The organism is Desulfovibrio simplex, assembly GCF_055387835.1.
On record NZ_AP042377.1, the window covers coordinates 958,794 to 972,416 of the forward strand.

12 protein-coding genes and 1 riboswitch are annotated in these 13,623 nt (G+C 54.4%); of the genes, 3 read left to right on the forward strand and 9 right to left on the reverse strand.

Going from position 1 to position 13,623, the window contains the following annotated elements; translation table 11 throughout:
* Positions 1–40: 40 nt before the first annotated feature.
* The 4 genes from ACZ5DH_RS03960 to ACZ5DH_RS03975 form a co-directional block, all read right to left on the reverse strand.
* On the reverse strand, positions 41–1,039 hold the full coding sequence (locus tag ACZ5DH_RS03960) for a helix-turn-helix transcriptional regulator (RefSeq protein ID WP_464255850.1): 999 nt from the start codon (positions 1,037–1,039) through the stop codon (positions 41–43).
* Between the two features lie 31 nt (positions 1,040–1,070).
* Positions 1,071–3,080 carry an AAA family ATPase gene (locus ACZ5DH_RS03965; protein WP_464255851.1) on the reverse strand — a complete coding sequence of 670 codons (2,010 nt, stop codon included), beginning with the start codon at positions 3,078–3,080 and terminating at the stop codon, positions 1,071–1,073.
* A 778-nt stretch (positions 3,081–3,858) separates the two neighbouring features.
* Positions 3,859–4,080, reverse strand: coding sequence for a hypothetical protein (locus ACZ5DH_RS03970; RefSeq protein ID WP_464255852.1), 222 nt, complete (start codon positions 4,078–4,080; stop codon positions 3,859–3,861).
* A 20-nt stretch (positions 4,081–4,100) separates the two neighbouring features.
* A complete protein-coding gene (locus ACZ5DH_RS03975) occupies positions 4,101–4,310 on the reverse strand; it encodes a hypothetical protein (RefSeq protein WP_464255853.1) in 210 nt (69 codons plus the stop codon).
* Between the two features lie 207 nt (positions 4,311–4,517).
* Positions 4,518–4,699: riboswitch (cobalamin riboswitch) on the forward strand.
* 211 nt (positions 4,700–4,910) lie between these two features.
* Here ACZ5DH_RS03975 and ACZ5DH_RS03980 point away from each other — a divergent pair.
* The 3 genes from ACZ5DH_RS03980 (at position 4,911) to nrdG (ending at position 8,069) form a co-directional block, all read left to right on the forward strand.
* Positions 4,911–7,166, forward strand: coding sequence for an anaerobic ribonucleoside triphosphate reductase (locus ACZ5DH_RS03980; protein WP_464255854.1), 2,256 nt, complete (start codon positions 4,911–4,913; stop codon positions 7,164–7,166).
* A gap of 203 nt (positions 7,167–7,369) precedes the next feature.
* Entirely contained in the window at positions 7,370–7,540 is a 171-nt protein-coding gene (gene nrdD / locus ACZ5DH_RS03985) for an anaerobic ribonucleoside-triphosphate reductase (RefSeq protein WP_183718192.1), read from the forward strand.
* Positions 7,533–8,069 (forward strand): anaerobic ribonucleoside-triphosphate reductase activating protein, encoded by a 537-nt coding sequence (gene nrdG / locus ACZ5DH_RS03990; RefSeq protein ID WP_464255855.1) that lies wholly within the window; start codon positions 7,533–7,535, stop codon positions 8,067–8,069. The genes nrdD and nrdG overlap by 8 nt, the downstream gene beginning before the upstream one ends.
* A gap of 553 nt (positions 8,070–8,622) precedes the next feature.
* On the opposite strand, the gene ACZ5DH_RS03995 is transcribed toward nrdG, so the two are convergent.
* The 5 genes from ACZ5DH_RS03995 to metA form a co-directional block, all read right to left on the reverse strand.
* Positions 8,623–9,690 carry a bacteriohemerythrin gene (locus tag ACZ5DH_RS03995; protein WP_464255856.1) on the reverse strand — a complete coding sequence of 356 codons (1,068 nt, stop codon included), beginning with the start codon at positions 9,688–9,690 and terminating at the stop codon, positions 8,623–8,625.
* 383 nt (positions 9,691–10,073) lie between these two features.
* Positions 10,074–11,228 (reverse strand): cysteine desulfurase NifS, encoded by a 1,155-nt coding sequence (nifS, locus tag ACZ5DH_RS04000; protein WP_464255857.1) that lies wholly within the window; start codon positions 11,226–11,228, stop codon positions 10,074–10,076.
* Between the two features lie 3 nt (positions 11,229–11,231).
* Positions 11,232–12,068, reverse strand: a complete 837-nt coding sequence (nifU, locus tag ACZ5DH_RS04005; protein WP_464255858.1) for a Fe-S cluster assembly protein NifU — start codon at positions 12,066–12,068, stop codon at positions 11,232–11,234.
* Positions 12,052–12,495, reverse strand: a complete 444-nt coding sequence (locus ACZ5DH_RS04010; protein WP_464255859.1) for an RrF2 family transcriptional regulator — start codon at positions 12,493–12,495, stop codon at positions 12,052–12,054. The genes nifU and ACZ5DH_RS04010 overlap by 17 nt, the downstream gene beginning before the upstream one ends.
* Before the next feature lie 36 nt (positions 12,496–12,531).
* Positions 12,532–13,473 carry a homoserine O-acetyltransferase MetA gene (metA, locus tag ACZ5DH_RS04015; protein WP_464255860.1) on the reverse strand — a complete coding sequence of 314 codons (942 nt, stop codon included), beginning with the start codon at positions 13,471–13,473 and terminating at the stop codon, positions 12,532–12,534.
* Positions 13,474–13,623 lie beyond the last annotated feature (150 nt).

Sequence of the window (13,623 nt, forward strand, 5' to 3'; positions counted from 1 at the left end):
TGGCCCCCAAGAATGGATTTGTCACGTCTCTTCGCGTTGCTTATGGCGTGTAACATCTGGAGAGGTGTTGTATTGTCTCCCCGACCTCATCCCGCAACCAGTCGGGCGAAAGCACTTCTGCGGTTTTTCCAAAACTCAGCACCCACGACAGAAACTCTGGCACGCTCTGCCCCTGCACGTGCAGTGTTACCGAACCATCAGCGTGGAATTCTATGGATTGTTGCGCGCTCCACTGGCGTTCTGCCACGTAGGTGGCAGCGGCAGCGGCGAACCGCACCATGGCTGTAAAGGGCTCACCTTCCATAATGCCAAAGGTTGCGTTGTCGGGTTCCGGGATGTCTGGCACGCGGGCTTCGCGTCGGGTGGCAGTGCATGCCTTGATGCGGTGCAGGGCCAGGGTTGTGTACCTTTCATATAAAGGTGTGGCAGTGCCTTTGTCTGTTACAATAAACCCCTGTACCAGCAGGCTTTCTCTGAATCCGATCATGAGTTTGGGAGCAAAATCGAAAGACTTTTCCTTTGCAAGGGCCGCGCCCTTGTACTGGATTTCGCAGACCTTGCGCTCGCGTATGGCCTGCAGAACGATGCCCAGCGTATTTTGAAAGGGCCTGTAGTCAATGCGCCCCTTGGATAAACTTGTGCCAACATGGTCTGGCAAATCCTGTTCTCCCTGGGGTAAAAAAGCCACGGCTTGCCGCAGACTTATCTCCATTTCTTTGTGCATTGTTTCGGGCAGCAGGTTGGTCAGCAGTTCACGGCAGAGGGCCAGCTGGTACAGCCCTTCGGCATTGAGGCAGACAGTGGGGAGCCTTGGGGGCTTTTCAAGCTGGTACAGAGCTTCGCGCCCTTGCTTTGAGCGTTGCACTTTGCCAAAGTGGGAGCCCTCAAGCTGCTCAAGCAGCCGTGTTAATGCAGGCTTGGAGCAGCCGAGCATTTCCGATAGCTCGGTATGGCTATGGGGACGGGTGGCAACCAGCAGTATGGTGTAAAGGCCAAGCAGCTTTTCTGCCGGCTTGGCGTCACTCCATTTTTTGCCCATCACGGCCTCCTTGAAATATATAGACAGCTTGTTACGCAAAACCGATGCGTTGTGCAACTGATTCGAGCTTGATTGCCTGCTCGTGAAGCAGTGCCGCCAACAAAACATCGTGGGTAACTGAGCCCGGGTCATTCAGCCAAAACTGCATGCGCACGGCATGAAAATCACCTGGGGTAAGCCTTTGTTGCAGGCCCAGCTTTTTTTTGAGCTCAATGGGCAAAGGCGTGCCAACCAGCGGCGCGAGCAGGCTGGCATACAAGGCTTCAAGCTGCATTGGCCCGGCATACCCAAAAGGAATTTTAAAGCTGAAACGCCGCATGGCTGCCGGGTCCATGCCATCGCGCCTGTTGGTTGTGCAGATGCAAATGCCGGAAAATGATTCCAGGGCCGTTAAAAACTCGTTTATTTGGGTTTTTTCCCAACCCTGGCGCACATTGTCCCGGTTATTCAAAAAGCTGTCCGCTTCATCGATAAGCAAAATATCGCCATCACGCTGGGCATTTGCGAAGGCAGCGGCAATATTCATTTCTGCAACGCCAACGTAGGGAGACAAAAGATCGCTGGCTCGCCGTATGGAGAGTTCTCTGCCAAGCAGATGGGCAAGGTGCTTGGCCAGTGCAGTTTTGCCTGTTCCGGGCGGGCCGTAAAACAGGATTGTGCCCATGCCCGGGCAACTATTTTTGTTGGAGCGCAGGTGCCTGTTCAAGTTGTGTAGCCGCTCCAATTGCGGCTCAAATGGCTGGGCGGTACACACGCCATCGAGGTCGTATATGGCGTTGCCGTTGTGGCGGTTTTTGGGTTTTTCTCCACCATGGGTCAAGGTTACATGGGCCCGTAAGGTGCGCTCCACGCAGGCGGCGAAACCCTTGCGCGGGGCAATCGCCTTGGCCTCGCGCAGGGCATGCTCTATAACGGCAACCTGCGTAGGGTATTGCTCGGATAATGCCTGAACAGTTTCGGGGGGGATGCGGCCTTCAACCTGGAGACGCCGCATGGTTCTGAACCAGATGCGCCGGCGCTCGGTCTTGCCCAGCTCTTCAAAATGGATGCTGAAACTGAAGCGTCGCCGCACGGCCTGATCAATCTGGTAAACATCATTGCTTATCCAAATGACACGCTGGTTGGGGCGCTCCAAAAATGCGTTCAGCCAGGCCTTTGTTGAGGTACTTCTGTCAACGCTGATAGATGTGTCCAGAAGCCGCTCCGCCTCATCCACAAGAACAAAGCTGTTTTTGTGCGAATCGGCCATACGCAGGCAGGCGGCAAGGGCCGTTCGCCTGTCTTGGGAAGAATCATCCTCCCTGCAGGGCACGGCCCAGGCCTTCATATTCAGCTCGCTGGCAAGGGCGTGGGCAAAGCTGGTTTTGCCAGTGCCAGGAGCGCCATAGAGCAAAATGTGCACTGGCCTGTTGCTCCGTCGGCGTAACAAGCGCAGTACATGACTTTTATCTTCATCTGCAATATTGAATTCATGAATTGGCAGTGATTTGCCGCGTAAAGGCTGGCAAAATACCTTTTTCAATGAAACTTCGTCACATTTTTGCCATATTGCATTAATGTTGTCACAAAGCCTTATACTTGAAGAGTTGACATCAAGTATGCCCATGTCTGAAAGCTGTGATATTGTGTCTTTGCAAACAGTTGCCGTAATATCCAACATGTAGCTTAGTGTGCGCCGAGCATCGAAAGACTGAATATGCAGGGTGTCTTCAAAATAGTTTTCTGCTGCCCTGAAATTTCCTGTCAAAAATGCAAGGGAGCACAGTTTCATGGCATCGTTGCTCAAACCAAAAAACTTTTGGATTTTTTGCAGCGGTCTGGCACATGATTTCAGCGAATCATCACTGGGAAAATGGTCAGAAATAAACGACTGCAGGCACAGTTTGAACTGCGCTTGAAACCATGCGTTGTCTTCTGCAAATTCTTCCAGCGTGTCATCAAGGCGTTTTTCAGGAACAGTTTGTAGCTCCGCCACAGCGTGACGGAGGCTGGTATGCATACGACTGCGGTTAGTGTAGGCAGCCATCTGTTTTTGAAGCATGGGGGGCAGGCCTTTCAGGCCATTGGCGCACCAGCGCAGGCAGGAGAAAAAATGGCTGTCCAGCGAAATGGGAAGCTCAAGAAGCCTGAAAAGCCATTGACTGGCCTGAGCCTTGCCCAAAGCTGCTTCGGGAGACACCAGAACGCTGGGAGCTGGGCGTCCTATTCTAAACGGTCTGCGCATAATTCTCTCCTTGATTTCCCTCATTATGCGCTTTTACCGTTTCAGATTTTATAAACTGTTTTCAGGTTATTTTTTGTGGCTCCAAAAACAGGCCATGGCTTTTGACGTGCGTGCCCTATACTGCCCCCAGTAACAAGGCAGCCAAGGTGGTTTTCTTCCAGCCCTGAAGGAAAATTGAAACGCCGGACCTGGGGCCGTAAAAGTAAAGCCCGCATTGTGCTTGAAGGGGCGCAGGGTCGCTCTGTGGCAAGCCTTTGCAGTGAGTATCAAACCACTCAGAGCATGTACTACCGCTGACGAATTACGTTTTTGGCCAATGCGCGACAGCAGGCATCGCACGGGCATTCACCATAGAATAATCCGAAAGGAAACGCGGTCACTGAACGGACAATGCGCACGATTAAGGAAGAACTTTTCTGGCTGTGCGAATGGCGCAGCCTGGAGCATCCTGACAACGCGTTTTCTGACGGGGCAGAACTCGTCACACCACGTACCTGCACTCGGCGCCTGGTGGAAGACCTCACAATGCGTGCATCGGCAGGCTGGTGAAAACCGGAAGGATTCTCCCTCAAAAGCCGTTTGATTTATGGGGGCATTACAGGGTGGCGTGACCTGCGGCCTCGGGTTGGGAGAGAGGCATGGAGACTCTTTGCGCGGGGTGGGCGTGGGCGTTCGTCCTGCTTGGTTCCGGGCGTGTGGATGTGGAGGCGTCGCGCACAGGGGCGGGCGTGACCTGCGGGTACGCGCCGGGTGGGGGCGGGCGTCCGTCCTCGACAAGTGCGGACATGCCCATGTTTATGCGGTAGGGCAGGATCATTTTTTGCCTGTAAATTTCATTTATTCTGCTGAATTAATTGAGTAGTGGAAATTGATTTTTTGCTTCTTGGTAATATTTCTTAAAAAAATATGGCCCGGTAAAAATGGCAAATGGTGCGGTTTTCCAGAGGTCGCATCTGCAAATCCGCAGTTGCCAAGGGTTTGATCAGCCTTGAAATCATCAGGGCAGTGCGCTAGATTGTAGCCCGCACCAAGGGAGTCATCAGCCAAACATGTAAGGCTGCGGAACTTTCAATGGCGGTTCCGGCAGTGTATTTTTCGGGCAGGGTATAGCTCGCGCCCAACACTTTTTTGCGGCCTTTTTTTGGACCTGAGCGAACACTTTATAATAAAATTTATCAATAAAAATTGAACTGTTCCTACGAGACTAGGAAGTCTTTTTTGCTTACCCCGATTGACATGATGCAGTTCTTTTGAGATTTTCTAGACATTGAAAGCGCCCTATGGGCTTAATAGAGAATCCCGTGAAAAACGGGAGCGGACCCGCCGCCGTAAGCCGTACAAACGCCGCCTTTCTTCATGCGCCACTGGGGCAATGCCCTGGGAAGGCCGAAAGGCGGTCGGCAAGCCGGAAGACCTGCTTTCAACAAAACACCCAACGGCTGTCGGGTATACCCCTGTACAGTCAAGATACGGATTGTCGGCACGGGGCCTTTGCCGGCCAATCCTTTGCGGGAACGATCTGTTCCCGGCTACAGGCTTGCCCCTGGGTTTACTTACCGCCCCATATGTTACCGGTGTCCCCTTCGTTCGTTTTGCGAACGGACTTTTTCACAGTTGTTTTCACAGTTCTTATGGGAGTCTTTCTCCATGCCCGCCAGCATCACCAAGCGCGATGGCACGGCAGTGCCTTTCGATTCCGTCAAGATTCTCAACGCCATTACCAAGGCCAATCAGGCCGTTGGCGGTGAGGATATGTCCCCTACAGACCTTTTGTTTGTCACTGAAAAAGTGTGCAAAAAACTGGATGCCCGCGGCCTCAAGCACGTTGAGGAAATTCAGGATCTTGTTGAAGAAACGCTGATCCAGTACGACTACGCCAAGACGGCCAAGGCCTACATCCTGTACCGCGCCGAGCATACGAAAATCCGCAACGCGGAATCGTATCTCATGGATATCTATAAAAAACTTACGTATTCCCCGGCCATTCACGAAGACATCAAGCGCGAAAACGCCAATATTGACGGCGACACCGCCATGGGCACCATGCTCAAGTACGGATCCGAGGGGTCCAAGTACTTTATTGACAACTACATTCTGCCCAAGGATGCCTCGGCCGCGCATATCAATGGCGACATCCATATCCATGATAAAGATTTCTACATGCTCACGGAAACGTGCTGCCAGATAGACCTTATCCCACTGTTTAAAAACGGTTTTTCCACCGGGCACGGGTATCTGCGCGAGCCCAACGCCATTGAAAGCTATTCGGCCCTGGCCTGCATAGCCATTCAGGCCAACCAGAATGAAATGCACGGCGGTCAGAGTGTGCCGCACTTCGACTTTGCCATGGCCGAGGGCGTCATTAAAACGTACCGCAAGGAATACGAAAGGGCCTTTACCTCCTTTGTACGTATTGCCATGCATATGAAAGCCCGGGATGCAGCGGTTTTTACCGAAAAACTGCTGGCCAGCGTTGACCTGTGCCCGCGCCTTGGCAATATGGAAGAATTTGGCCGCAAGCTGGATCAGGTCGCCTCTGCGGAACAGAAAGCCATGGTGGGCGAAGCCCATGCCTATGCCGCCGAAGAAGCCCTGAAATATACCGAGCGCCGCACCTATCAGGCCATGGAAGCTCTTATCCACAACCTGAACACCATGAACTCGCGCGCAGGGGCACAGGTGCCTTTCAGTTCCATCAACTATGGCACTGACACCTCCGCCGAAGGGCGCATGGTGGCCAAAAATCTGCTCAAGGCCACCAAGGCGGGCCTTGGTAACGGGGAAACATCCATCTTTCCCGTGCAGATTTTCAAGGTGAAGTCCGGGGTCAATTACAACAAGGAAGATCCCAACTACGACCTTTTTCAGTTGGCCATTGAGGTTTCAGCCATGCGGCTGTTCCCGAACTTCAGCTTCCTTGATGCTCCGTTCAACCTGCAGTACTACAAACCGGGCGACTACAACAGCGAAGTGGCCTATATGGGCTGCCGTACACGGGTTCTCGGCAACGTCTATGACAAGGACAGGCAGGTGACCTGCGGACGCGGCAACCTGAGCTTTACCTCGGTCAACCTCCCCCGGTTGGGCCTTGAGGCCCACGGCGACGTCAAAAAATTCTTTGCCCTGCTGGACGACAGGATCGATCTGGTTTTTCGCCAGCTTTTGCACCGGCTCAAAATTCAGAGCTCCAAAAAGGTGCGCAACTATCCCTTCCTCATGGGCGAGGGCATCTGGCTTGACTCCGAAAAGCTGGACTGGGACGACAGCATTGAAGAAGTCCTGAAGCACGGTACGCTCAGCATGGGCTTCATCGGCCTGGCTGAAGCCCTCATATCTCTGCTTGGCAAGCATCACGGCGAAAGTGAAGAGTCCCAGAAGCTCGGCCTTGAGATCATCAGCCATATGCGCAAGCGCTGCGATGACGAGTCGGAAAAGTCCGGCCTGAACTTCTCGCTTATCGCCACCCCGGCGGAAAGCCTCAGCGGTCGCTTTGTCTCTCTGGATAAAGCCAAGTTCGGCAGCATTCCCGGCATTACGGACAAGGATTACTATACCAACTCCTTCCATGTGCCTGTGTACTGCCCTATCAAGGCATTTAGAAAAATCGAGATTGAGGCCCCATACCATGCGCTGACCAACGCGGGGCATATCACCTATGTGGAACTGGATGGCGATACCTGCAAAAACCCTGAAGCCTTTGAAAGCATCATCCGCTTCATGCACGATCAGGGTGTGGGCTACGGATCGGTCAACCATCCGCTTGATCGTGACCCCCTGTGCGGATATGTGGGCGTCATCAATGACTGCTGCCCGCGCTGCGGCCGCAGGGAAGGCGAAGGCGTCAGCCCTGAGCGTCTTGATGAACTGCGCAAAAAGTATCCCCATATTCCCAAATGGAGCTAGGGCCATTCGCCCTGAAGCCGCTCCGGCGACTGCGCGTGTGAACGTCCGCCACTGGAATGCCCGAGTCGGAGCGCGGTCGCAAAACTTTGAGGGTGCATACTCTCAAAACTGAAAAGGTTCATGTTGTTTGCTGCTATGGCGGCCGCCCCGGCGGCCCGCCTGAACCTCATACTTATTATTCATTACGTGCAAGGAGAAAGTCTATGTTGATGAAATCGCGTTTGTTTGACGAAGTGAAACCCGCGCAGAAATTGGTGGGCCAGGGCATGACTTTTGAACGCACCCGCCGTATCACCGGCTATCTTGTGGGTACGCTGGACCGCTTCAACAATGCCAAACGCGCTGAGGAGCGTGACAGGGTCAAGCATGCCTAACGATGCGTCTTTGCAGCCCATGCGCCTGTCCGGCATTGTGGAGGAATCCATAGTGGACGGGCCGGGGTTGCGATACGTGCTGTTTACCCAGGGTTGCCCGCACCGCTGCAAGGGGTGCCACAATCCGCAGACCCACAGCTTTGAGGGCGGTTTTCTTTTTTCAGCAGAAGAGGCGCTCAGACAGTTTGACGAAAATCCCCTGCTTGCGGGGGTGACCCTTTCCGGCGGCGAACCATTTGCTCAGGCGGCCCCCTTGTGCTCAGTGGCACAGGGGGTGCGCGGCAAGGGCAAGACCGTGGTTACCTACACGGGGTATACCTTTGAAGAATTGTGGCGGCGCGGCAAGGATGACATCTGGACAGCACGCCTGCTGGATCTCACAGACCTCCTGATTGACGGCCCTTATATGGAAGAGCTGCGCGATCTGGAGCTGCTTTTCAGGGGAAGCTCCAATCAACGCCTTTTGAGCAAAAAAAGCCGTGAAATCATTGCGGCTGAGCTTGAAAGGCCTGAGAATCCTGCCCGCTAGAGCAGCGGTATTTCGGTTGCATTATTTGACCATGAATAAAGCCCGCCAATGGCGGGCTTTATTCATGGCGTCTTAGAGCAATTTCATAATGAAATTGCTCTAGCGGATGCGGGAGCAGACGCCCGCCACGGAGGCGTAAGCGCAATTTATTTGCGCTGTTAAACGCCGAAGTGAGCGTGCCTCAAACTTTGAAAATGTATATTTTCAAAGTTAATCTGCTCTAGAGCATTTTAACTTTGAAAAAGTGTAAATGCTCTAACGCTGCACGAAAGTGCAGCGCGCCACAACGTGGCGTGGATTCGGCCGAGCTTTATCCGTAGCTTCCTGCATCGCAACGGCTGAAGCCTGCGTCACAACGGCTAAAGCAACGGCTGCCGCAAAGACAGCAATTGGTTAAGTGAACGGACACCTACCGATGGCTGTGTTGCTATCCGTAAGCGGCAAAGAACCGCTAACGGCTACCGCAAATCGCATTTTCGGCTGAATGAAGACTTTGAAACGTGAAGCATTTCAAAGTTAATCTGCTCTATATGTTCCGGCAGGCAGTCAAGGTTCAGTCCTTGCCCTCTGCTGCGCTGTCGTCCGTTTTCAATGCTATGCCGTGATGCTGCGCCACATAAGGGGCAAAAGGCACATCCATGCCCTGAATATGCTCAATGAGCCATGTCTTTAAAAATTCCAGCAGGCTCTGGTCCACGTCAGCCTTGCCTTGCAGCAGCGCTTCGCGAAAGAGCACAATTTTATTTTTAAAGACTTGATGCTCCTCAATGTGTTCCTTGCAAAAAGGATAGTCGGAGTAGGCAAAGAAGATTTCTTCGGTGGTAAAGTGGGTAAAGGCGTAGCCAGCCAGGGAGTCGAGAATTTCCAGAAGAAGGGTGGAATCATTGCCTTGCCGAAGGCCATTGTGCAGCTTGTTTACGTATGAAAGCAGGAGTTTGTGTTGACCGTCAATAACGGGCACCCCGGTGGAATAGCTGGGTGTCCACTGAAAGAAATCTTCTTCCTGCGCGGTTTCCGTCTGAATGGGGACGGCAGGCGTATCGCCAAGAAATGCGTTCATCTGGGTCAGGTAGTTTTCGCAATATTCCAGTTCTGCCGCGACCTTGTCCAGCCATTGGGTGGTGAGCCCGCCGAAAAACGCCGTTCTGGCGAGTTCCGGGCAAACATCTGAAAGTCTTCGTTCCTGTTCGGCCTGATCGGTCGCCAGCAGGCGCAGTTTGCGCGCAGCCTCGTGCAGGCTGTCCTTGGTCATGGTCTGACCGGACATGGCGAGTGTGTATTTTTCTTGGCATTCGGCGGCATCCTGACGCATTTTGTCCAGGTCGCGGCGGGCGGACGCGAGCTCACGTGTATGGGCTTCGCCGTGTGCGGCCATAAGCTCGGTCATATGGCACAAAGACCCACAATCAGAGGCATGAGGAAGGTGGAGCGCGCCGGGTTTCCTGAGGCTGCTGCAAATGTTTTTAAAGGGTTTGAGCAGGTTCCGGTAGAGAAGAAAAAGCCCGCCAAAACCGCAGACAAGTCCTGCCGTGCCCGCGGCATATGAAAGGGGAGGGGAGAGGAGCAGCCCCAGTGCGCTGATGGCTGGCGAAATGGCTAATAGAATAAAAAAAACGGGCATGCTCTGTCCTTGATTCATGGCGGTTTTTGGCTGCGAACGAATTTCTGAAAGGCATTTGGGGCAATGGTTCCCAAAAACAGCCAGCCCTGTAGCGCGATGGGCGGAATGCCCTGTTGTTCCCGGCTTGGGCTTTGGGACTGCCCGCCGTGGTCAGTGAGATTTCACTGGCCACGGCGAGTGAGTGGAAAGAGACAGGCCGGGCGAATCCAGCTGGTACAGTCTTGGCAGGATATCATTGAGAGCATGCATTCTCAACGGTTTTGGCCGCCCGTTACGGCTTCGTCGCAACGGCTAAAGCTTCGGCTTAATCCACGCCACGTTGTGGCGCGCTGCGCTCTCGCGCGGCGTCAGAGCGATGCAATTTTTTTCAAGGTTACATCGCTCTAGTTCTTGAATGGCGAAATGGCTCTGAGTGTTTCAATGACCTGCGGAAAATGCTCAATCACAAAATTCACATCATCTTCGGTGGTGTAACGTGACAGGGAGAGACGGATTGAACCGTGCGCGTAGTTGAAGGGAACGCCCATGGCGCGCAGCACATGTGAAGGCTCCAGGCTGCCGGACGTGCAGGCCGACCCGGAACTGGCACAAATGCCCAGCCTGTCGAGCATGAGCAGTATGGCTTCCCCCTCGACATTCTTGAAAGAAATGTTGGAGGTGTTGGGCAGGCGGTTTTCCACATCGCCATTGACCATGCAGTCCGGGATGCGCTCAAGGAGGCCTGCCTCCAGCTTGTCGCGCAGCATGGCCACCTGCACGCGTTCTTCCTGCATATGGTCCAGCGCCAGTTGCGCGGCAACGCCCATGCCCACGATGTAGGGCACGTTTTCCGTACCGGCCCGGCGTCCCCGCTCCTGATGCCCACCGCGCAGGAAGGGGCGGAAGCGCACGCCCTTGCGGATGTACAGGGCGCCGATGCCCTTGGGCGCGTGCAGCTTGTGCCCGGAAAGCGACAGCATGTCCGCGGGCAGATGGCTGAGGTCAATGGGGGTCTTGCCCACAGCCTGCACCGCGTCGGTATGAAAAAGTATGCCCTTTTCGTGGGCCATCTCGGCCATACGCTGGATGGGGTAGATATTGCCCACCTCATTGTTGGCAAACATGATGGAGACGAGAGCCGTGTCTTCAGACAGCGCCTGCGCGTACTCGTCCATATCAAGTCTGCCCTTGTTGTCAACAGCGAGATAGGTGACGCGATAACCGTGACGCTCCCAGTGCTGCATGACGTTGAGCACGGCAGGGTGTTCCACACGGGTGGTGATGAGGTGGCGTTTTTCCGGCTGGGTCTGAACCGCCGTCCAGATGGCGGAGTTGTCGCTTTCAGAGCCGCACGAGGTGAACAGGATTTCGTCCGCGCTGGCTCCCAGAAGCCCGGCCAGACTTTCTCTGGCGGTGTCCACGGCATCGGCTACCTGCCCGCCGAAGGTGTGCATGCTGGAGGGGTTGCCATAGAGGTCAGAAAGGTAGGGCAGCATGGCCTCCCGAACTTCGGGCGCCACCGCCGTAGTGGCATTGTTGTCCAGATAGATGGTTCTCATGGCTTATGCCTCCTCAACCACAAGGTCGGGTTCCACATGTTCACGCAAAAGGCGCTGTACCAGGTCGCGGATCGTCACCTCGCTGGAGCGGCATTGTGCACAACGTCCGCGCAGTGAAACCACCACGCGCAGACCGTCCACGTCCACCAGTTCAATGTCGCCGCCATCGGCCGCAAGGAGAGGCCGGATTTCTTCTTCAATGGTCTTGAGCACCAACTGCATGCGCTGCACATTGGTCATGCGTTGCTTGGGCTTCAGCTCCACCAGGGGCTTCTGCTTGAGTTCGGCCGCGAGAATCTCGCCGATTTCATCCAGGCATTCGCCGCATGCGCCGCCAGCCTTGGTGTAGTTTGTGACCTCTTCAACGGTCTTGAGCCCGTTTTCGCGGATGGCGCGGATGATCTGGGCATCGGTCACGCCAAAACACTTACAGACAAGCTTGCCTTCTTCATGGGCGTGCGGCACGGGGGGTTCGCCCTTCCACTGCCGGATGGCGGCCTCCAGCGCTTCCTGTCCCATGACCGAGCAATGCATCTTTTGCTTGGGCAACCCACCAAGAGCATTGGCGATATCTTTGTTGCTGATCTTGAGGGCATCTTCCACAGACATGCCCTTGATCATGTCAGTAAGTACGGAACTGGAGGCAATGGCGCTGGCGCAACCAAAGGTCTCAAAGGTCGCGTCCTCGATTATGCCCTGATCGTTGATCTTGAGATAGAGCTTGAGAGCGTCGCCGCAGGCCAGGCTGCCTACCTCGCCGACGGCGTTGGCCCCTTCCAGCGGGCCCACATTGTGGGGGCGCAGGAAATGGTCATGTACGGCTTCAGTGTAATTCCACATAATTACCTCCCGACGCGGAGTGTTTCTCTGTGTCTATGATTTCTTGCAGCGTTCGGTGTTGCAGAAAGCTGCGGATGTGTGCGTCCAGTTCACTCCAGAAGCCGCGTGTGGAACAGTGCTTTTCCCGCTGGCAGGAACGGCCCTTGCTCAGGCAGCGCACTGGAGATATCTCGCCTTCAAGATGCTGAAAAACTTCTTCCATATTAATGTCAGCCGGAGCTTTGGCCAGAGCGTAGCCGCCGCCGGAACCGCGTACCGCCCGCAGTATGCCCATGGGGCGCAACGCCCGGACAATCTGCTCCAGGTAGCCCGAAGAAATGTTTTCCTCGCGGGCGACCTGTCCCAGTTGCAAAAGGCTGCCCTGGGGCTGGGCTGCCAGCCGCAATAGAAAACGCAGTCCATAACGGGTTCTGGTGGAAAATCGCATAGGCTCCTCGTTTCCGGCAAGCGGGCGGTTTGGGTATTACATTGACCGCTGTTCGCGGTTCTGGGCAATGGCTGTAAGGCTGAACGGAGTTTCCTGATACACGTAATAGTTGAGCCAGTTACAATAAAACAAATGCGCGTGCGCCCGCCAGTTCATGTACGGCATGGCGGCAGCATCGTCGTTCGGATAGTAATGCTGCGGCACATCAGGTTTGAGGCCCCTGTCAACATCGCGGCGGTACTCTGCGTCAAGTGTTCCCCGATCATACTCCAGATGGCCGGTCATGAAAACTTGAGAGTGATCCGTGCTTTCCGCAAGGGTGACGCCTGCCTCATCCGACTGGGCCAAAAGGCGCAGACGCGGTTCTTCAAGAATGTTTTGCGCCCGCACTTCGGTATTGCGTGAGTGCGGCGCGGTAAAGATGTCGTCAAATCCCCTGAAAAGACGGCAGCCCGGATGCAGTATGTCGTGGCTGTAAATGCCCGAAAGTTTGCGCGGCAGATTGAACTTGGGGATGCCGTAAAAATGGTACAAGGCCGCCTGGGCTGCCCAGCAAATGTACAGGGTAGAGTAAACGCGACTGGAGGCGTAGTTCATGATGTCAAGCAGCTCGTGCCAGTAGTCCACATCCTCAAAGGGCAGGTGTTCCACAGGCGCGCCGGTGACTATCATGCCGTCAAAGCTGCCGTGCCGAATTTCGCTGAACGTCTTGTAAAAACGTTCGAGATGCTGGGCCGGGGTGTTCTTGGATTCGTGAGCCTCAGTACGCAACAGGGTAATATTGACCTGAAGAGGAGAGTTGCTCAAAAGCCGCAGCATCTGCGTTTCTGTGGCAATCTTGGTGGGCATCAGATTGACGATGGCTATTTCCAGCGGGCGGATGTCCTGCGCCACCGCGCGGTCTTCGGTCATGACGAAGATGTTTTCGTTTTCGAGATCTGCGCAGGCGGGTAAATCCGCGGGAATCTTGATGGGCATGGCCTCTTCCTTGACCCTGAAGTTATTACAAAGGCAGTGATTCTCTTGCCGAGTCGTGTTCATGCCTCGCGTCGGGTTCCCGCTTTTTACTCTTGCGGGAACCCTTGTTAAAACATAGCAATTAGATATGTTTTGTCAAGACGCTATAAA